Below are 20,208 nucleotides of genomic sequence, written 5' to 3' on the forward strand. Positions count from 1 at the left end.
CCCCTGGCCTGGCTGCTGGCGCGCCGCCTGACCCGCCCGATCGGCGCCTTCGCCGACGCGGCCGAACGGCTGGGCGCCGATCCGAAGGCCCCGCCCATGGCCGCCGACGGCCCGGCCGAGGTGCGCGCCGCCGCGGCCGCCTTCAACGACATGCAGGACAAGCTGCGCGCCTATCTCGAGGAGCGCACGTCGATGATCGCCGCCATCGCCCACGACCTGCGCACGCCGCTCATGCGCCTGCGCTTCCGGCTGGAGGCCGCGCCCGAAGAGGCGCGCGAGAAGATGGCCGCCGACGTGGCCGAGATGGACGGCATGATCAGCCAGGCCCTGGCCTTCGTGCGCGGCGAGACCGTGCAGGAGACCCGCGCGCCGCTGGACCTCGCGGCGCTCGCCGCCGCCGTGGTCGACGACCTGGCCGAGACCGGCGTGGCCGCGAGCCTGGCGAACGCCGAGGCCGCCACGGTCTTCGGCGATCCGGTCGGCCTGCGCCGCATGCTGGCCAATCTGGTCGAGAACGCCGCCAAGTTCGGCGCCGCCGCCCGCGTGACCCTGAAGGTCGAGGGTGGCCGGGCCGTGCTGACGGTCGAGGACGACGGCCCCGGCCTGCCGGAGGCGGAGCTGGAGCGGGTGTTCGAACCCTTCCACCGCGCCGAGCCCTCGCGCAGCCGCGACACCGGCGGGGTCGGCCTGGGGCTGGCGGTGGCCCGTTCCATCGCCCGCGCCCACGGCGGCGACATCCGCCTGGCCAACCGTCCCGAAGGCGGCCTGAGCGCGCGCGCGGACCTGCCGCTGGCGTAACGGCCTCCACCGCCCCGCCTGATCCTTCAAGGAACGAACCTCGGTCCGCGCCGGTTCGGCGCGTTTGAAGGACCGTGCGCGGTCGCCTTCGGTGTCAGTAGAGGCTTAGCGGGCGCGTGCGGTGAAACCCATCCCCTCCTGCAATCCTGTGGTGAACAGGGCCGCCTGGGTCGCGACGGCGGTCGCGACCCTACTGCTCGGCGGTTGCGCCGGCGGCGTGATGGATCCGAAGGGGCCGGTCGGCCAGGGCAATCGCCAGATCATCGTCGACGCGACCCTGATCATGCTGTTCATCGTGGTCCCGACCATTCTGCTGGCCCTGTGGATGGGCTGGCGCTACCGGGCCTCCAACACCAAGGCCGAGTACCTGCCTTACTGGTCGTTCTCCGGACGCATCGAGGCGGTGGTCTGGGCCATCCCGATCCTGGTGATCATGTTCCTCAGCGGCGAGATCTGGATCGGCTCGCACAAGCTCGATCCGTTCCGGCCGCTGGAATCGGACCAGAAGCCGGTCGAGGTCCAGGTCGTCTCTCTGGATTGGCGCTGGCTGTTCATCTACCCCGAGGAGGGCGTGGCCAGCGTCAACGAGCTGGTGATCCCGGCCGGACGGCCGGTGCACTTCTCGATCACCTCGTCGAGCGTGATGAACACCTTCTTCGTCCCCCAGCTGGGGTCGATGATCTACGCCATGAACGGCATGGTCTCGCAGCTGCACCTGCAGGCGGACCAGCCCGGCGAGTTCCGCGGCATTTCCGGCCAGTTCAGCGGCGACGGCTTCTCGGACATGACCTTCAAGGTCCGCAGCCTGCCGGCCGACCAGTACGCCGGCTGGGTGAGCGCCACGCGCGGCGCGGGGCCGGTGCTCGACCAGACGGCCTACGCCGGCCTGACCCACCAGAGCCGCGACACCAGGCCCTTCACCTTCGGCGCGGTGCAGCCGGACCTGTTCAACGCCATCGCCACCCGCCAGGCGCCGCCTGGCCCGGGGCCGGTGGCGCAATACGGGCGCGAGACGACGCCGGCCTCCGGGGAGAACTAGATGTTCGGCAAGCTGTCCTGGGCGGCCGTCCCGCTGCACGAGCCGATCCCGATGATCACCTCGGTGGTGGTCATCCTGATCTTGCTGGGCGTGATCGGCTGGGTCGTGGCCAAGGGCCACTGGCGCTACATCTGGGACGAGTGGATCACCAGCGTCGACCACAAGCGCATCGGCATCATGTACATCCTGCTCGGCGCGGTCATGCTGGTCCGCGGCTTCGCCGACGCGATCATGATGCGCACGCAGCAGGCGGCCGCCATCGGCGAGTCCGCCGGCTACCTGCCCCCCGAGCACTACAACCAGATCTTCTCGGCCCACGGGACGATCATGATCTTCTTCGCGGCCATGCCGCTGGTCATCGGCATGATGAACTACGTCATGCCGCTGCAGCTGGGCGTGCGCGACGTCGCCTTCCCGACGCTGAATTCGGTCGGCTTCTGGCTCACCGCCGCCGGCGCCCTGCTGGTCAACATCTCCCTGTTCGTCGGCGAGTTCGCGCGCACCGGCTGGCTGCCGTATCCGCCGCTCAGCGAGACGACCTACACGCCCGGCGTCGGCGTGGACTACTACCTCTGGGCCGTACAGATATCCGGCATCGGCACCCTGATGACCGGGGTCAACCTGGTCACCACGGTTCTGAAGATGCGCGCGCCGGGCATGAGCTACCTGCGCATGCCGATGTTCTGCTGGACGACGCTGGCGTCGAACCTGCTCATCATCGCCGTCTTCCCGATCCTGACCGCCACCCTGGCGATGCTGACCCTGGACCGGTACTTCGGCTTCCACTTCTTCACGAACGAGGCTGGCGGCAACCAGATGATGTTCGTGAACCTGATCTGGGCCTGGGGGCACCCCGAGGTCTACATCCTGGTGCTGCCGGCCTTCGGCATCTTCTCGGAGATCTTCTCGACCTTCTCGGGCAAGCCGCTGTTCGGCTACCGCTCGATGGTCGCCGCCACCCTGTTCATCGTGGTGGTCTCCTGCATGGTGTGGCTGCACCACTTCTTCACCATGGGCGCCGGCCCGGCGGTGAACACCTTCTTCGGCATCGCCTCAAGCGTGATCGCGGTCGGCACCGGGGTGAAGATCTACAACTGGATCTTCACCATGTACGGCGGCCGGGTCCGCTTCGAAGTGCCCATGCTGTGGTCGATGGGCTTCCTGGTCACCTTCGTGATCGGCGGCATGACCGGCGTGCTGCTGGCCATTCCGCCGGCCGACTTCGTGACCCACAACAGCATGTTCCTGGTCGCCCACTTCCACAACGTGATCCTGGGCGGCGTGGTGTTCGCGCTGTTCGCGGCGATCGAGTACTGGTTCCCGAAGGCGTTCGGCTTCCGCCTGCACCCGGGCTGGGGGAAGGCTGCCTTCTGGTTCGCCTTCATCGGCTTCTGGGTGACTTTCACCCCGCTCTACATCCTGGGCCTGCAGGGCATGACCCGGCGGCTCCAGCACATCAACTACCCCGAGTGGGCGCCGATGCTCTACCTGTCGGTCTTCGGGGTGGCGATCCTGGTGGTCGGCGCGGCCTGTCAGGTGATCCAGCTGGTGGTCAGCATTCGCGACCGCGACAAGCTGCGCGACGTCACCGGCGATCCCTGGGACGGCCGCTCCATGGAGTGGGCCACGCCCTCGCCGCCGCCGATGTTCAACTTCGCCGTCATCCCCAACGTGGAGGGCGAAGAGGCCTACTGGGGCATCAAGACCCGCGCCATCGAGACCCAGCGCCTGGGGCCGGAGCCGGTCTACAAGCCGATCCACATGCCGCTGAACAGCCCGGTGGGCGTGATCACCGCCTTCTTCGCCTCGGTCACCGGTTTCGCGCTCATCTGGCACATCTGGTGGCTGGTGATCCTGGGCCTGGTCTGCGCCTTCGCCGGCTTCGTCTGGTTCGCCTGGCGCGACATCCACGAGTTCGAGATCCCGGCTGAGGAAGTGGCCCGCATCGACCGCGCCCGCCGGGCCGCGCGCCGCGCCATCCTGGAGCGCCTCGCCCGCGAACAGGGGAAGCCGGCATGAGCGACATCGTCCCCGCCAGCGCCGAAGCCGTACAGCGCGTCCGCGAAGACCCCCACCGGCTGGGCCACCGCGCCCACGGCGAGGGCGCCCCGGTGATGGGCGCCGGCCACGGCGAGACCGGCCCGGCCAACAGCCGGATCATCGTCGGCTACGGCTTCTGGATCTTCCTGCTCAGCGACATCGTGATGTTCTCGGCGTTCTTCGCCGCCTACGCGGTGTTGATGAACGCCACGGCCGGCGGGCCGACCGGGCGAGAGCTGTTCGAGCTGCCGAGGGTGGCGATCGAGACCGGCTGCCTCTTGCTGTCCAGCTTCGTCTGCGGCCTGTCCTTCGCCGCCTCGGTGGCCAAGAACCGCATGTGGACCCAGATCTTCCTGCTGATCACCGGCCTCTTGGGCGCGGCCTTCCTCTATCTCGAGATCGACGAGTTCATCGGCTTCGCCGCCCAGGGGGCGACGCCCCAGCGCAGCGCCTTCCTGAGCGCCTTCTTCAGCCTGGTCGGCTTGCACGGCGCGCACGTGTTCGTGGGGCTGCTGTGGCTGGGGACCATGATGGCCCAGGTGCAGGCCAAGGGGTTCAGCCGGATGGTCCAGCACCGCCTGCTTTGCTTCAACCTGTTCTGGCACGCCCTGGACATCATCTGGGTCGCGCTGTTCACGGTCGTCTATCTGATGGGAGCCGCCACATGAGCGAGCTCGACTACGATCCCCACGACCTCGGGCACGACCACGCCCCCGGCGACGAGCCGGCCGAAAGCGCCGGCCACTGGGTGATGAACTATTCGATCGGCCTGGCGCTGGCGACGATCCTGACCGTCGGCTCCTTCATCCTGCCGGCCCTGGGGCTGGTCTGGGGGCCGTCGCTGCCGGTCGCCCTGATCGTGCTGGCCATCGCCCAGATGGGCGTCCACCTGGTGTTCTTCCTGCACATCACCACCGGGCCGGACAACACCAACAACGTGCTGGCCCTGGCCTTCGGCGTGATGATGGTCGGCCTGCTGGTGATCGGCTCGATCTGGATCATGGCCAACATGCACCACTACATGGCCCCGATGCCGCCGGAGGCGATGACGCACATGCAGGCGCCAGCGGCGGCGCCGACGGTTCCGCCGGCGTTTTAGGCCGCCTCGCGCCGGCGCTCGGCCTCGTCGGCCAGGTCGGAGAGCACGGCGATCAGACCGGCGGCGGTGATCGGCTTGGACAGGTGGCGGTTGGCGCCGGCGATGCGGCCGGCTTCGACGTGCTCGGGCAGGGCGTTGGCGGTCAGCATCACCACCGGGACCGGCTCGGCGCCGCTCTGCGCCTCCAGCCGGCGGATCTCGCGGGTGGCGGTCAGCCCGTCCATCACCGGCATCTGCATGTCCATCAGCACCGCGTCGAACCGGTCGGCCTGGAAAGCCTCGACCGCCTGCGCGCCGTTCTCGGTGGAGATCAGCTCGACCCCGGCCCCGGCCAGGATCAGCTCGACCACCTTCCGGTTGGTCGGATGGTCGTCGGCCAGCAGCACCCGCATGGGCCGGGCTTCCGGCTCGGCCGCGACGGGCTCGGCGGCGGGCGCCTCGGCCTCGGCCGGGGCTTCCGGCAAGGTCAGGGTCAGGAAGAAGATCGAGCCTTCGCCCGGGACGGAGCAGCAATCCAGCTCGCCGCCCATCAGCTCGGCCAGCTGGCGCGAAATGCTGAGCCCCAGGCCCGTGCCGCCGAAGCGCCGCGTGATCGAGCCGTCGGCCTGCTGGAAGCGGCCGAACACCCGGTCCTTGGCGGCAGGGTCGAAGCCGACGCCGGTGTCGCGCACCGACAGCCGCCAGGCGTCCGGGCCGACCGCCTCGACGGCGATCACCACCTCGCCCCGGTCGGTGAACTTCACGGCGTTGGAGGCCAGGTTGGTCAGGATCTGCTTCAGCCGCACCACGTCGCCCAGGACGCGCCGGTCGGCTTCCGGGGCCAGCTCGACCTTGAGGGCCACGCCCTTCTCGTGCGCGTGCGCCTCGCTCAGGCCGGCGATCGAGCGGACCGCCTCGCCCAGGTGGAACGGGTGGGCCTCGACCTCCAGACGGCCGGATTCCACCCGAGCCAGGTCCAGCACGTCCGACAGCAGCCGCTCCAGCGTGCGCGCAGACGAGCGGATCACGTCCAGCATCTCGGCCTGACGCGGGTCCAGGTTGGTGCCGGCCAGCACGTCGGCCACGCCCACCACCCCGTTCAGGGGCGTGCGGATCTCGTGGCTCATATTGGCCAGGAATTCGCTCTTGGCCCGGTTGGCGGCCTCGGCCTCCTCGCGGGCGCGGGCCAGGGTCTCGGCGGCCTGCTTCAGGTCGGTGATGTCGACGCCGATGGTGACCACGCCGCCGTCGGCGGTGCGGCGGTCCTCGACCCGCAGCCAGCGGCCGTCGGCCAGCTGCTGTTCCTCGGTGGAGTCGCCCCGGGCGCGGCCGGCCAGCCGCTCGGTCAGCCAGGCCTCCTCGCGGCCCAGCGCGTCGCGGTAGTTACCCTTGGCCAGGTCGCGCTCGAGCAGCTTCCTGAACGGCGCGCCGACCGCCAGCAGGTCGCGGCAGGGGCCGGCGATCTCGGCGTACTGGCGGTTCCAGACCACCAGCCGGTCTTCGGCGTCGTAGAAGCCCAGGCCCGCCGGCAAGGCCTCGATGGCGGCGCGCAGCTTCTGGGCGGCGGACTGCTTGGAGCGGGCGTAGATGATGCTGGACCCGGCGCCGCCCACCACGACCAGCAGGCAGAAGCCGATCACCAGGATGCGCAGGGCCAGATCGTCGAGCAGGGCGTCGGAATTGGCGGCCGGCCCGTTCAGGTCGACCCAAACGCTCTGCAGGCTCAGCCGCGCGGTGAGGATCAGGGCCGTGGCCAGCAGCGCCGCGCCAGCCAGCTGGCGCCAGAAGTTCTGGGAGCGCCCGGCGACGAACAGGGCCAGCGTCGAGAGGCCGCCCGCGGAGACCACCGACAGGATCACCGCGGCGCGGTGGAACACCAGCTCGCCGTCCACCACCGCGCCGGACAGGCCCAGATAGCAGCTGCCGGCGATCGCCACGCCCGCGGTCAGGCCCGCGGCGATGAAGGCTTCGGCGCTGGCGGTCAGGGCGACGACGGCGAAGGCGGCGGTCATCCCGCCGACCGCCAGGCCCAGCGAGCCCGCGGTGGCGGCCGCTTCGTAGCCGCTCGCCAACCCGTGGCCGGCCAGCAGCAAGGCGTAGTGCACGGCCCAGGCGCCGACCCCGCCGGCGATGCCGGCATAGGTGATCCAGGTGGCCTTCAGCGACCCCGTGGCCAGCCGCGCGCGCGCCAGGATGCGCAGCGCGCTCAGGCACGCCGCGCCGCAAAGCAGCGCGACCACCGCGAGCGTCGCCGCAGGCGCGGTCAGGGCGATCGGCGTCAGTCCGGGCAAAAGGGTCTCCAAGCTCGGGGGAGAGCCTCCACTCAAAAAGTAAAATTCCTCTGTTCGTCGAACGCGAGGGTGTCCTGAGGGCCGGCGGAACCCGTCCGACCGGCTTCGGTTCAAGCTTCCGTCGGAGTCCGGAGGTCGCCATGAACGTCGAGCAGGAACGCAGCCGGTCGCTGTGGATGGAGGTGCCGGCCCCGAGGCTGGGCGCGCTGCACGGCGATGCGCACACTGACGTGCTGGTGATCGGGGCCGGGATCGCGGGCCTGTCGACCGCCTACGAACTGGCGTGCGAAGGGCGGCAGGTCACGGTCGTCGACCGCGGCCGCTTCGCCCGCGGCCAGAGCGCGCGCACCACCGCCCACCTGTGCGCCGAGAGCGACGACTTCAACACCGAGCTGATCGCCAAGCGCGGCCGGGCCGGCGCGCGCCAGTATTACGAGAGCCAGTCCGCCGCCATCGACCGGATCGAGGCGATCTGCGCGGAGGAGGGGATCGACTGCGACTTCGCCCGGGTCGACGCCTTCCTGGTCGCCAACTCGCCCGGCGACCGGCAGAAGCTGACGCGCGAGGTCGAAGCCGCCCGCGAGGCCGGCCTGACCGGCGCCGAACTGCTGGAGCCGGGCGCGCTACCCTGGCTGAGCGAGGCGGCGATCCGCTTCCCGAACCAGGCGCGCTTCCATCCGACCAAGTACATGGCCGGCCTGATCGAGGCCCTGCGCCGGCGCGGCGCGCGCCTGTGCGACGAGACCCCGATGGTCGACCTGGCCAACCGGGACGGCCACCTGCGGGCGCACACCCAGAGCGGCGCGGTGATCACCGCGCGCCAGATGGTGGTGGCCACCAACACGCCCTTCCACCTGAAATCGCCGATCCACACCAAGGAGGCGCCCTACCGCACCTACGCCCTGGCGGCGGCCGTGCCGAAGGGGAGCGCGCCGGACGTGCTCATGTGGGACACCCAGCGGCCGGCCTACCACTACGTGCGCCTGCAGCCGGGCGCGAAGGAGGACCTGCTGATCGTCGGCGGCGAGGACCACCACACCGGCGAGTTCGACGACGGGGCCGAGCGCATCCGCCGGCTGGAGACCTGGGCCCGGGCGCGCTGGCCGCAGATGGGGCCGGTGCTCTACGCCTGGTCCGGCCAGGTCTACGAGCCCTACGACCACGTGCCCTACATCGGCGTCAGCCCCCACTTCCACGGCGCGGTCTATCTGGTCTGCGGCGACAGCGGCGAGGGCATGACCACGGGCGTCGCCGCCTCGCTGATCCTGCGCGACATGATGATGGGCCGGCACAGCGACTGGGCCGAGGTCTACGATCCGTCGCGCGCCAGCGCCCGCGGGCTGGGCGGCTACATCAAGGAACAGGTCCCGATGATGAAGGGCATGGCCGAGCACCTGATGCCGGCGGTGCTGAACTCGGTGGAGCTGATCCCGCCCGGCGAGGGCGCGGTGGTGGCGGTGAAGAACCAGAAGGTCGCCGCCTACCGCGACATGGACGGCGCTCTGCACGTGCGCTCGGCCGTGTGCACCCACATGGGCTGCGTGGTGCACTGGAACGGCTTCGAGGGCTGCTGGGACTGCCCCTGCCACGGCTCGCAGTTCTCGGTGGAGGGCCAGGTCCTGAACGGCCCGGCCGTGCAGGCCCTGGGCGACGCCAGGGAGGCCCGCCACGAACTGGAGCTCGAGGGCACGCTGAAGCGCGAGCAGGGCGAGCGGCCCGCGGGCACGCCGCCGCCGCCCTGAGGGGAGGCGCCCTTCGGGATCGGCGTGATCCCGAGGGAGCGCGCCTGGCTCAGTGCAGATGCAGCCGGGCGTGCTGGCCCCATTCGGGGCGCGTGCCGGTCAGCTTGGACTTGGCCACCTCCCAGCCGAACTTCACCGGCCCGCGCTTGGAGATCCACACCTCGGCGTGGTCGGGCCGGAAGGCCAGCAGCACCAGGTCGGGGTCGTCCTTGCCCTTCGGGTACCAGGCCGAGACCGTGCTGTTCCAGTAGCGGTCGATCACGTCGCGGTCGAAGCGCGTGGTCAGGTCGCCGGTCAGGCAGGCGTGCATCTCGTGGTCTTCCGAGACCACGCTGAACACGCCGGCGGCGCCGTCGCCGATCAGGTGGGTCAGGTCCGCGCCCCGGCTGGCGAAGAACCAGATCAGATTGCCCTTCGGGTCGCAGAAGGCGGTCATCGGCTGCAGGCGAGGGGTCTCGCTGGCGACGCCCAGCATGCCGACCTTGGTGTCTTCCAGGGCTTTCCAGAGCCGGACTTCGACTTCCGCCGGATACAAGGCCTCGGCCATGGGGCGCTCCTGTCGCTCGGAAGGTTCCAGCGGGAACGGGGTTCGCTCCGGCGAGGTTCCGCATGCCTTCGGCGCAGGAAGCCGCTTATAAGTCGCGGGTCGTCGACTGCTTCGGCTCCGCATGCGCTTGATCAGAGAATACCGCCCCGCCTTCCTGGCGGTCGCGCCCACCCTGACCGCCATCTTCACCCTGGCCGCCGGGGTGATGCTGATGGCGTCCGGCGCGACGCCCAGTCCCGTGGAGCGTTTCGCCTGGCTGCTGCGGCAACTGCCGCCGGAGGTGATCAACCTCGGCCACTTCGTCTCCAGTCTGCTGGGCCTGGTGCTGGTGCTGCTGGCCTGGGGGCTGAAGCGGCGCCTGGACGGGGCCTGGGCCGCCTCGGTCACCGTCGCCGTCGTGGCCGGCGTGGTCACCCTGCTGAAGGGCGTGAACTGGGAAGAGACCGCGGTGCTGATCGCGCTGATCGCCTTCCTGCTGATCGCCCGGCCCGCCTTCACCCGTCACGCCGCGGTCTCGCGCATGGAGATCACGCCGGGCTGGATGGTCTCCGCCGCCCTGCTGGTGGCCGGCATGGGCGTGCTGGCCTGGTGGTCGTTCAAGCACGTCGCCTATTCCGACGACCTGTGGTGGCGGGTGATGGCCGACGCCAGCGGCGAGGCCGGCCGCGCCCTGCGCGCCACCGTCGGCGCCGGCGTGCTGCTGCTGGCGCTGGGCGTCTGGCGTCTGGCCGCCACCCCGGCCACGCCGCCGATCATGGGCGAGAACGACCCGGACTTCACCCGCGTGCGCGCGGTGCTGGCCACGGCCGAGGACGCCTCGCCCGACGCCAACCTGGCCCTGCTCGGCGACAAGCGCTTCCTGTTCTCCGACAGCGGCAAGAGCTTCCTGATGTTCGGCGTGCGCGGCCATTCGTGGATCGCGGTGGGCGGGCCGGTGGGCCTGCGCGCCGAGCGCGCCGAGCTGATGTGGCGGTTCCGCGAGATGGCCGACGCCCACGCCGCGCGGCCGGGCTTCTACAACGTCGGCGCCGACCTGCTGCCCGACTTCATCGACATGGGCTTCTCCCTGCAGAAGATCGGGGAGTCGGCGATCATGCCACTGGCCGACTTCTCGGTGGCGGGACGGCGCCGCGGCAACCTGCGCCACAGCTGGAAGAAGGTGGCCGAGGCCGGCGCGACCTTCGAGGTGATCCCGGCTGAGGCCGTGGCCCCGCTGGTCCCGGAGCTGAAGCAGATCTCCGACGCCTGGCTGGACATGCACGCCGGCAGCGAGAAGGGCTTCTCGCTCGGCGGCTTCGAGCCGCGCTACCTGGCCGAGTTCCCCTGCGCCCTGGTGCGCCAGGACGAGCGCATCGTGGCCTTCGCCAGCCTGTGGCCGACCGCCGAGCGCTCGTCGATCGCCATGGACCTGATGCGCTACACCGAGGAAGCGCCGCGCAACGTCATGGACTTCCTGTTCGTGGAGCTGCTGCTGTGGGCCCAGAACGAGGGCTACACCGTCTTCGAATTCGGCGGCGCGCCGCTGGCCGGCCTGTCGGACCACCCGCTGGCCCCGACCATGTCGCGCATCGGCCGCTTCGTGTTCGAGAAGGGCGAGGACTTCTACAACTTCCAGGGCGTGCGCCGCTTCAAGGACAAGTACGACCCGCTCTGGCAGCCTCGCTACGTCGCGGCGGCGCGCAAGTGGGCGATCCCGCTCTTGATGGCCGACGTCGCCCTGCTGTCGTCCGGCGGCGTGGCGGGCCTGGCCCGGCGGCCCAAGCCGAAGGAAGCGCCCAAAGACGTCGAGCGGGTCAGCGCCCCGTCGTGAAGCCCAGCAGGTTCACGACGTGGACCAGCATCAGCATGATCCAGGCCGACGACAGCACCATGATCAGCCGGTAGGGCACCAGCCGCGGGCCGCGGATCAGGTTCGGCGCCTGCGCCCCGCGCCAGCCGCAGAAGGTCGCGATCGCCAGGGCGGCGGCTAAACTGACGAGGGTGGCGGTCCAACTCATGCCGCTCACATGGCTTGCGCTTCGGCCCTTAGCAAGCCGCGAAGCTTAGGCGGGCGTTAAGCCGCGCGTTAACTCTTAACCATGACTTAACCGACGCAGCGCTGACTGAGCCTGGGGTCGTGCGAATCGTCCACAGGAGATTTGGGCGAACCCCACATGTTGGGGTTAACAGTTCGTTTACACCCCAGACTTGGGCGGGTAGTCCAAGGTGTCGGCTGGGAAGGGGAATCACGCCATGAGCGCGGGCGCGCCCTGGAGTGTGAAAGGGATCGACCCGAAAGCGCGCGAGATCGCAAAGGATCTCGCCCGGCGCTCCGGCATGACGCTCGGCGAGTGGCTGAACCAGATGATTCTGGAAGGCGACGGCGAGGAAGACAACGTCACCCCGCTGCCCCGCCGCACCGTCGCCTACGCTGGTTTCGACCGCCGCGCGCGCGGCCGCCGGCTCGACGATTCCTATGATCTTTCCGGCTATGACGACGAGCCCGCGGCCGGCGGCAACATGGCCCTGGCCCTCGAAGCCCTGACCGCCCGCATCGAAGCGGCCGAGCGCCGCTCGACGCTGGCCATCAGCGGCGTCAGCCAAGCGGTCAACGGCCTGCTGGGCCGTCTCGAGGACGCCGAAGCCGGCCAGGCCGTCCACACCGAAAAGCTGGGCGAACTGCTGGGCGACGCGCGCGACAGCAACGACCGCCTGCGCCGGCTGGAACGCGACACCCAGGGCGGCCTGCGTTCGACCGAAGCGCTGAAGGCGCTGGAAGGCGCGCTCGGCAAGATCGCCAACCAGCTCTACGAGGGCGAGGCCCGCACCCGCGCCTCCCTGGCCGAGGTGCGCGAGAACGTCGGCGGCGTCACCCGCCGCCTGACCCGGCTGGAGGCCGAGGAGCGCGCCGGCGACGCCACCCTGATCGACGGCGCGGTCGCCAAGATCGCCGAGCGCCTTGAGCGCGCCGAGTCGCAGACGGCCGGCGCCCTGCGCACGCTGGAAACCTCCTTCGCCCACCTCGACGCGCGCCTGCGCTCGGCCGAGGGCCGCATGGACCCCGAGCGCGACGCCCGCCTCGAAAACCTGGCCGGCGACCTGTCGCGCAAGGTCGAGGACGCTCGTTCGGACCTGATCCGCCGTATCGACGAAGCCGCCTCCAAGGGCCGCTTCGAGCAGCTGGAGCGCGCCGTCGGCGACCTGGCCGCCCACGTCGGCGCCTCCGAGAAGCGCTCGGCCAAGGCGGTCGAGCAGATGGGCCGCGAGGTCCTGCGCATCGGCCAGAACCTGAACCGCCGCATGGTCGGCGTGGAGACCGCCAGCGCCGCCGCCGTCCAGAAGGCCGGCGCCGACGTCCAGCGCCTGGCCGACGCCATGGAAGGCCGGCTGCGCAGGGTCGAGGGCGGGCAGGGCGAGGCTCTGGAACGCCTGGGCGCCGAGATCGCGCGCATCTCCGAACGCTTCACCGAGAAGCTGGCCCACGCCGAGCGTCGTTCCGCGCTGCAGTCCGACGACGTCGGCGAGCGGGTCGGCCGCCTGGCCGACAAGGTCGAGGCCCGCTACGAGCGCGTCTCCGGCGAGATCGCCGAGCGCATCCGCGAAAGCGAAGAACGCACCGCCCGCCTGCTCGACGAAGCGCGCCTGAAGATCGAGGCGCAGCTGGACCAGCAGGCCCGCCGCCGCCGTCCCGAGCCGGAAGAGCCGGTCTGGGCGCCGGAGCCGGAGGCCGCCTTCCCGGCCGCCGCCGGTTCGGACATGGGCTTCGATCCGATCTTCGACGCCCCGCAGACCGGCTTCGGCGACGACGCCGCGCCGGAGTTCGGCGTGGATCCGTTCGCCCCGGCCGCCGACGAACGCGCGCCGCTCAGCGCATTCGACGACTTCGCCGCCGAGGACGAGTTCGTCGCCGCTCCGGCCCCGCAGGCCGCCCAGCCGTTCGCGGACGAAGAAGAAGCCGCCCCGGCCCGCCCGCCGGTCTCCACCCGCGAGGCCATCGAGGCCGCCCGCGCCGCGGCGCGCCTGGGCGTGCGCAACGTCGAGGGCGGCGGTGGTCTCAGCGGTCTGAAGTTGGGCTCCAAGAACCGCCTGCAGGAGCGGGTCGAGAAGGAGCGCAAGCGCGAATCCTCGACGGTGAAGAAGGCCCTGCTGGCCTCCGCCGTCGCCGCCACCCTGACCAGCAGCGTGGTCGCCTACCAGGTGGTCGCCACCGAGACCAACGAGGACGAAGCCGCCGCCAGCGCCGCGGCCGCCGCCTCCACGCCGCTGATGGCCGCGGTCGCCACCGCGCCGGACGTGACCATCGAGACGACGCCGGCCGCCGACGCCAACAAGGCCGAAGAGACCTACGCCGACGCCAAGGCCATGCTGACGGCTAAGGATCCCCGCGCGATGGAGGTCCTGGAGCGGGCCGCCAACCTCGGCTCGCCGGAGGCGCAGTACCACCTCGCCGACGTGATCGAAGAGCGTGACCCGGCCGCCGCGCGGCGCTGGACGGAACGCTCCGCCAAGGGCGGCTACAGCACCGCCATGCACGCGCTGGCCACCTATTACGCCAACGGGATCGGCGGTCCGCGGGACACGCAGGCCGCGATCGGCTGGTTCAAGAAGGCCGCCGAGCTGGGCTACAAGGACAGCTACTACAACCTCGGCCTGATGTACGACGCGCTGGCCGACCAGCGCGATCCGGTCGAGGCCTACAAGTGGTTCCTGGTCGGGGCTCATTATCGCGACGCCCAGGCCGAGACGCGCGCCGACGAGCTGGAAACCGAGCTGAGCCTCGATCAACGCCGCCGCGGGCAGCGCGAGGCGGCCGCTTTCCGCCCGGCCAACGAACCTGTCGAGATCGCGGCGCGTTGACGCTGAGGCCCGGCCTTTGCAAGGAAGGCTGGCGACTGATCCGTAGCGCGAAAGCGTAGCCCCTTTGGACATTTACCTGCCCATCGCCGAAGTCTCGGTGAACGCGCCGCTCTTGGTGGCGTTGGGCGCCGTCGTGGGCTTTATCTCCGGCCTGTTCGGGATCGGCGGCGGCTTTCTGATGGGCCCGGTCCTGGTGTTCATGGGCGTGCCGCCGGCCGTGGCCGTGGCCAGCCAGGCCAACCACGTGGTGGCCTCGTCGGCGTCGAGCGTGGTCGCCTACAGCCGCCAAAAGTCGGTGGACTACCGGATGGGCGCGGTGATGGCCGCCGGCGGGGCGCTGGGCGCCTGGGTCGGGGTGGAGCTGTTCCGCTGGCTGCGCCTGATGGGCCAGGCCGACCTGGTGGTGGCCCTGTCCTACCTGATCTTCCTGGGCGTGGTCGGCGCGCTGATGCTGACCGAAAGCCTGGGCACGATCATCCGCCGCCGCCGGGGCGAGCCGCCCAAGCGTCAGACCAACCGCCGCCCGATGTGGCTCTACGCCCTGCCGTGGCGGATGCGCTTCCCGCGCTCGCGCCTGTACGTCAGCGTCATCCCGCCGGCCCTGCTGGGCGTGGGTGTCGGCGTTCTGTCGGCCATCATGGGCGTCGGCGGCGGCTTCGTGCTGGTCCCGGCCATGGTCTACCTGCTGCGCATGCGCGCGCGCGTGGTGGTCGGCACCAGCCTGCTGCAGATCATCATCACCACGGCCATCACCACCGTCCTGCAGGCCGGCCGCAACCAGACGGTCGACATCGTCCTGTCGGGCCTGCTGCTGTTCGGCGGCGTGGTCGGCGCCCAGCTGGGCGCGCGGGTCTCGGGCAAGTTCCGGGCGGACGAGCTGCGCGCCGTGCTGGCCCTGATCGTCCTTCTGGTCGGCGTGCAGATGGGCCTGACCCTGTTCGTGCCGCCCGCCGATCCGTTCGCCTTCGCCCCCGGTCCGAAATAATGGGGCCGAAATGATCCCGGTCGTTCCCCTTCCGCCGGCCGAAGAGCCGCACATCTCGGCCGCCCTGACCGCCGGCGACGTCAAGGTGACGTCCAGCTTCCGCGGCGCCGCGATCGTGCTCTACGGCGGGGTGTTCGACCCCAAGCGCCGCCCCAGCGACGTCGTGGTCGTGGTGCGCGGGCCCGAGCGGCCGGTGCGCCTGGTGCGCAAGACGCGCGTGGCCGGCGTGTGGCTGAACAGCCGCCCGGTGGTGTTCGAGGGCGCGCCCGGCTTCTACATGGCCGCCAGCACCCGGCCGCTGTCCGACATCGCCGACTTCGGCACGCTCCGCCGGCTGGGCCTGGGCGTCGACCACCTGAAGATCGAGGCGCCGGAGGAGGCGCGGGTGGAGACCCGTTTCGGGGTGAAGGACGTGGTGGTCAGCCGCCTGGGCGGCGACTACCTCGACTGGCGCCGCGCGGTGATCCGGCTGAAGGAGCACGCGCGGCTCTACGACACCGACCCGCACGGCGTGCGCTTCGTCGACCCGGGCCTGTTCCGGGCCGAGGTGCGCCTGCCGACCGAGGCGCCGATCGGCCGCTACGAGACCGAGGTCTGGCTGTTCCAGGACGGCGAGCCGGTCTCCATGCGTACCCGCACCCTCACGGTCGAGAAGGTCGGCATCGAGCGCTGGATATTCAATTTCGCGCATCGGGCGGCTTGGTTGTACGGTTTCGCCGCGGTGGCCGTCGCCCTGGCCACCGGCTGGGTCGCGTCGAGCCTGTTCAGGAGAGGCTGATGAGCGCCACGCAAGGCCGCGCGCCGGCCATAGCCCTGGTCATGGGATGGCTGGCCCTGCTGCCGTTCCCGATCGCCGCCGGCGTCTACGCCATGGGTCCGCCCAACCTGGCCGGGCCGGCGCTCCTGACCCTGCTGACCTATTCGACGGCGGTGCTGTCCTTCCTGGGCGGCGTGCGCTGCGGCGCGGAGATCACCCGCGAACAGCCGCGCTGGATCGGCCTGGCCCTGGCCGCCGTCCCGCCGCTCGCAGCCTGGGCGTTGCTGGCCCTGCCGTTCCTGACCGCGCCCTGGCAGCTGGGCGGCTTCACCGTCGCCTTCCTGCTGCAGTGGGCCAGCGAGCTCCACGCGCCGCTCGACACCCCGGCCTGGTATCGGCGGCTGCGCACGCCGCTGACCCTCGGCGCGGCCGTGGCCTTGGCCGTGGCGCTGGAGCAGGCGAGTTCGATGTGAGCGGCTAGATCTCCCCCCCGAGCGTCAGCGCTGGGGGGAGTAGGCGGCGCAAGCCGCCGTGGGGGGCTCCAGCGGAGCGCTCGCTTTCCGCAGCTGAACCCGAGCACTTCGCTGGAGCCCCCCATCGCCGCCTTTCAGGCGGCTCCTCCCCCCAGAGGGGGGAGATCTTTCGTTGCTCAATCCCCCGACAGCACCTCCGGCCCCAGCACGTGCACGCGTTCGCCCAGGGCCGCGACCAGCGGGAAGCGGCCGAACAGGCCGGCGAAGGCCTGGTCCAGCGCGTTCAACCCGCCCGCATAGGCGCCGAAGGCCGGGAGGACCAGCCGTTCGCCGTCGGTCAGGAAGCAACGCCGGCGGACGCTTCGGCCATAGCGCACCACCTTGGCGCAGGGGTGCAGGTGGCCCGCCACCTCGCCGGGCGCACGTCCCGGGCGGGGTTCGTGGGTCAGCAGCAGGCCCTCGAGCGAAATGTCGTCGACCACCTCGCCGGGCAGGCCGACCGGGCCGTCGGCGTCATGGTTGCCCACCGCCCAGACAAGGGTGCGCCTGGACGCCAGGGCCGCGATACGGGCCGCATCGTCGGCGTCTAGCCGCGCTTCCGCCCGGCCGTCGTGGAAGCTGTCGCCCAGAAACACCAGGGTCGCCGGGGCCAGGGCCTCGACCTCGCGCTCCAGCCGGTCCAGCGTCGCGCGCGTGTCGTAGGGCGGCAGCAGCTGGCCGCGCACGCCGTAGGCCGAGCCCTTCTCGAAGTGCAGGTCGGCCACCACCAGGGTGTGCGAGGCGGAGAGCCACAGAGCGCCCGAGCCGCGCAGGGTCGCCCGCGTGCCGGCCACGCGCACCACCACCCCGCCGCAGGCCGCGCGGCGCGGGGCGGGGTCGGTCTCATCGCGGATCGGCTCGGCCAGGCTCACTCGTCCAACTCCATCGCGTCGGCGATCAGCTCGGCCGCGTTCTCTTCCAGTATGGCCTCGGCCGCCGCGCCCGGCACCGGCTCGCGGCCGATTTCCAGCAGCACCGGCACGGCGAAGGGCGACACGCGCTTGAGCTCGACGTGGCGGATCGCGCCCTTCACCCGGGTCAGAAGCCGTCCCAGGCGCGCCACGTCCAGCTGGCCCGTCGCCGCATCCGCCCGCGCGCAGCGCAACAGCAGGTGGTCGGGCTGGTGCTTGCGCAGCACGTCGTAGACCAGGTCGGTGGAGAAGGTGACCTGCCGGCCGCTCTTCTCCTGGCCCGGGAAGCGCCGCTCGATCAGCCCGGCCAGCACCGCGCACTGGCGGAAGGCGCGCTTCATCATCACGCTTTCGTCCAGCCAGGCCTCCAGGTCGTCGCCCAGCATGTCCTCCTGGAACAGGGCGTCCAGGTCGAGGTCGTCCAGCGGCCGCATGCCCCAGATCGCCAGCGCATAGTCGTTGGCGACGAAGCCCAGCGGCTGCTTGCCCAGCCGCTCCAGCCGCCGCGCCAGCAGCTGGCACAGGGTGCCGTGGCTGATGCGTCCGTCGAACGGGTAGCAGACCAGGTAATGGCGCGAGCCCCGGCGGAAGGTCTCGACCAGCATTTCGTCCTCGGACGGAATGACCGAGCGCAGGCGCTGGATCTCCAGCCACTCGCGCACCTCGCCGGTCAGCTTGGGCCAGCCCTTCTGGTCGGCGATCATCCGGCGCACCCGGCGGGCCAGATAGGTCGACAGGGCGAACTTCGAGCCGCCCCAGCTGGGCACGCGCGGATCGGCCCCGGGCGGCGCGCGGGTGACGAAGGCGTCCATGCCCTCCACCCCCTGGAAGCGCCAGACCTCGCCGGCGAACAGGAAGGTGTCGCCGGGCGCCAGTTGCTCGATGAAGCTCTCTTCCATCTCGCCGACCTTGCGCCCGCCGCCGCGGCCGCCCGAGACGCGGATGTTGATCATCGGGATGTCGACGATGGCCCCGACGTTCATCCGGTGGCGCTGGGCGATCTCGCCGTTGCGCACCTTCCAGTGGCCCTCGCGCGTCTGGATCACCCGCTTGAACTTGTCGTAGGTGCGCAGCGCGTAGCCGCCGGTCGAGACGAAATCGAGCACCCGGTCGAAGTCCTCGCGGGGCAGGTCGCGGTAAGGCGAGGCGGTGCGAACCTCCGCGTACAGATCGTCGGCCCGGAAGGCCTCGCCGCAGGCCACGCCCATGACGTGCTGGGCCAGGATGTCCTGCGCGCCCACCCGCTCCGGATCGCCGTCCAGGTCGTTCTCGGCCACCGCCTCGCGCGCCGCCTGGCATTCCAACACCTCGAACCGGTGGGCGGGGACCAGCAGGGCGCGCGAGGGCTCGTCCAGCCGGTGGTTGGCCCGGCCGATGCGCTGGATCAGGCGGGCCGAGCCCTTCGGCGCGGCCAGCTGGATCACCAGGTCGACCGCGCCCCAGTCGATGCCGAGGTCCAGCGTCGAGGTGCAGACCACCGCGCGCAGCTCCTCGCGCGCCATGGCCGCCTCGACCTTGCGCCGCTGCTCGGCCGCCAGCGAGCCGTGGTGCAGGGCGATGGGCAGGTTCTCGTCGTTGATTTCCCACAGCGCCTGGAAGGCCAGCTCGGCCTGGAAGCGGGTGTTGACGAAGATCAGCGCCGTCTTCGCGCCCTTGATGGCGGCATAGACCTCGTCCATGGCGTGCCGGGCGGTCCAGCCGCTCCAGGGCACGTGGCCCTGCGAGTAGAGCACGTCGACCACCGGCGGCGCACCGGGATCGCCCAGCACCAGTTCGGCCGGCCCCTGGTCGATCGGGGCCAGCCAGCGGCGCAGCATGTCCGGGTCGTTGACCGTGGCCGACAGCCCCACCCGGCGCATGCGCGGCGCGAAGCTCTGTAGGCGCGCCAGGCCCAGGTTCAGCAGGTCGCCGCGCTTGGAGCCGTGGATGGCGTGGATCTCGTCGACGATCACCGTGTGCAGGTCGGCGAACCACTCGCGCGCGCCCTCCCAGGCGCAGAACAGGGCCAGCTGCTCGGGCGTGGTCATCAGGATGTCGGGCGGGCGCACCTTCTGGCGCTGGCGCTTCGACACGGGCGTGTCGCCGGTGCGCGACTCCACCGTGACCGCGAGGCCCATCTCGCGCACGGGCGCCATCAGGTTGCGCTCGACGTCGACCGCCAGCGCCTTCAGCGGCGAGAGATACAGGGTGTGGACGCCGCGCGGGGTGTTGGGCCTGGGGCGTTCGGTCAGGTCGATCAGGCTGGGCAGGAAGCCGGCCAGGGTCTTGCCCCCGCCGGTCGGCGCGATCAGCAGGGCGTGGCGGCCCGCGCGCGCCTGCTCGACCATCTCCAGCTGATGGCGCCTGGGCCGCCAGCCGCGCGACGCGAACCAGGCGTCGAAGCGGGGCGGCAAGGTCAGCTGATTTTCGGCCGGCACGACCAACGCCACCTGAAACCCTCTCCCCGCTACACGCGCCTCACCCCGCCCACTCCTCCGAGCGGGGGAGAGGGTGTCGCATATATAGCTGTTCCCGTTCCGTTTCACGGGCGGAACGGCTATTTCAGGCGAGTGAGTCCCGACGACGCCCAGTCCCTTCCGGCCGAAATCGCGCCGACCGAGCTGCCGCCGTGCCTGGCCGTGCCGCCGGGGGCGGGCGCCGTGGCCGACGCTGAGGGCGCGCGGGCGCTGCCG

Annotated in this window: 16 protein-coding genes; 11 read left to right on the forward strand and 5 right to left on the reverse strand. The window is 71.0% G+C overall.

Features of this window, described 5'->3' with window-relative positions; all coding sequences use genetic code 11:
• The 5 genes from G3573_RS10605 to cyoD form a co-directional block, all read left to right on the forward strand.
• Window positions 1–798: ATP-binding protein (locus G3573_RS10605; protein ID WP_163261060.1), on the forward strand; the 798-nt coding region annotated here is incomplete at its 5' end.
• 151 nt (window positions 799–949) lie between these two features.
• Window positions 950–1,837, forward strand: coding sequence for a ubiquinol oxidase subunit II (cyoA, locus tag G3573_RS10610; RefSeq protein ID WP_205598188.1), 888 nt, complete (start codon window positions 950–952; stop codon window positions 1,835–1,837).
• Window positions 1,838–3,856 carry a cytochrome o ubiquinol oxidase subunit I gene (gene cyoB / locus G3573_RS10615; RefSeq protein WP_163261061.1) on the forward strand — a complete coding sequence of 673 codons (2,019 nt, stop codon included), beginning with the start codon at window positions 1,838–1,840 and terminating at the stop codon, window positions 3,854–3,856.
• The gene (locus G3573_RS10620) at window positions 3,853–4,545 is read left to right on the forward strand and encodes a cytochrome (ubi)quinol oxidase subunit III (RefSeq protein ID WP_163261062.1); all 693 of its coding nucleotides are present in this window, start codon (window positions 3,853–3,855) and stop codon (window positions 4,543–4,545) included. Before cyoB ends, G3573_RS10620 begins: the two co-directional genes overlap by 4 nt.
• Entirely contained in the window at window positions 4,542–4,976 is a 435-nt protein-coding gene (gene cyoD / locus G3573_RS10625; protein WP_163261063.1) for a cytochrome o ubiquinol oxidase subunit IV, read from the forward strand. The genes G3573_RS10620 and cyoD overlap by 4 nt, the downstream gene beginning before the upstream one ends.
• Here cyoD and G3573_RS10630 read toward each other — a convergent pair.
• Window positions 4,973–7,246, reverse strand: a complete 2,274-nt coding sequence (locus G3573_RS10630) for an ATP-binding protein (protein ID WP_163261064.1) — start codon at window positions 7,244–7,246, stop codon at window positions 4,973–4,975. The two genes, cyoD and G3573_RS10630, sit on opposite strands and share 4 nt — an antisense overlap.
• Window positions 7,247–7,386: 140 nt before the next feature.
• Here G3573_RS10630 and G3573_RS10635 point away from each other — a divergent pair, with 140 nt between their 5' ends.
• Window positions 7,387–8,988, forward strand: a complete 1,602-nt coding sequence (locus tag G3573_RS10635; protein ID WP_163261065.1) for an FAD-dependent oxidoreductase — start codon at window positions 7,387–7,389, stop codon at window positions 8,986–8,988.
• A gap of 49 nt (window positions 8,989–9,037) precedes the next feature.
• Here the strand turns inward: G3573_RS10635 and G3573_RS10640 are convergent, their stop codons facing one another.
• Window positions 9,038–9,535 carry a pyridoxamine 5'-phosphate oxidase family protein gene (locus G3573_RS10640; RefSeq protein WP_163261066.1) on the reverse strand — a complete coding sequence of 166 codons (498 nt, stop codon included), beginning with the start codon at window positions 9,533–9,535 and terminating at the stop codon, window positions 9,038–9,040.
• Between the two features lie 121 nt (window positions 9,536–9,656).
• Between G3573_RS10640 and G3573_RS10645 the strand changes: the two genes are divergently transcribed.
• Window positions 9,657–11,345: a phosphatidylglycerol lysyltransferase domain-containing protein gene (locus tag G3573_RS10645; RefSeq protein ID WP_163261067.1), complete on the forward strand. Its 1,689-nt coding sequence runs from the start codon at window positions 9,657–9,659 to the stop codon at window positions 11,343–11,345.
• Here G3573_RS10645 and G3573_RS10650 read toward each other — a convergent pair.
• Window positions 11,329–11,532, reverse strand: a complete 204-nt coding sequence (locus G3573_RS10650; protein ID WP_163261068.1) for a hypothetical protein — start codon at window positions 11,530–11,532, stop codon at window positions 11,329–11,331. The two genes, G3573_RS10645 and G3573_RS10650, sit on opposite strands and share 17 nt — an antisense overlap.
• Window positions 11,533–11,767: 235 nt before the next feature.
• On the opposite strand from G3573_RS10650, the gene G3573_RS10655 reads away from it, so the two are divergent.
• The 4 genes from G3573_RS10655 (at window position 11,768) to G3573_RS10670 (ending at window position 16,586) form a co-directional block, all read left to right on the forward strand.
• The gene (locus G3573_RS10655) at window positions 11,768–14,371 is read left to right on the forward strand and encodes an SEL1-like repeat protein (protein ID WP_163261069.1); all 2,604 of its coding nucleotides are present in this window, start codon (window positions 11,768–11,770) and stop codon (window positions 14,369–14,371) included.
• A 64-nt stretch (window positions 14,372–14,435) separates the two neighbouring features.
• Complete coding sequence (locus G3573_RS10660) at window positions 14,436–15,356, forward strand: sulfite exporter TauE/SafE family protein (protein ID WP_163261070.1); 921 nt, start codon at window positions 14,436–14,438, stop codon at window positions 15,354–15,356.
• A gap of 10 nt (window positions 15,357–15,366) precedes the next feature.
• Complete coding sequence (locus G3573_RS10665; protein ID WP_163261071.1) at window positions 15,367–16,134, forward strand: TIGR02186 family protein; 768 nt, start codon at window positions 15,367–15,369, stop codon at window positions 16,132–16,134.
• A complete protein-coding gene (locus G3573_RS10670) occupies window positions 16,134–16,586 on the forward strand; it encodes a DUF3429 domain-containing protein (RefSeq protein ID WP_163261072.1) in 453 nt (150 codons plus the stop codon). Before G3573_RS10665 ends, G3573_RS10670 begins: the two co-directional genes overlap by 1 nt.
• Before the next feature lie 176 nt (window positions 16,587–16,762).
• Here G3573_RS10670 and pdeM read toward each other — a convergent pair whose 3' ends face one another.
• Window positions 16,763–17,497 (reverse strand): ligase-associated DNA damage response endonuclease PdeM, encoded by a 735-nt coding sequence (gene pdeM, locus G3573_RS10675; protein ID WP_346427368.1) that lies wholly within the window; start codon window positions 17,495–17,497, stop codon window positions 16,763–16,765.
• Entirely contained in the window at window positions 17,494–19,965 is a 2,472-nt protein-coding gene (locus tag G3573_RS10680) for a ligase-associated DNA damage response DEXH box helicase (protein ID WP_346427369.1), read from the reverse strand. The genes pdeM and G3573_RS10680 overlap by 4 nt, the downstream gene beginning before the upstream one ends.
• Window positions 19,966–20,208: the final 243 nt, after the last annotated feature.

The organism is Caulobacter sp. 17J65-9, from assembly GCF_010975005.1.
Taxonomy (GTDB): Bacteria; Pseudomonadota; Alphaproteobacteria; order Caulobacterales; family Caulobacteraceae; genus 17J80-11.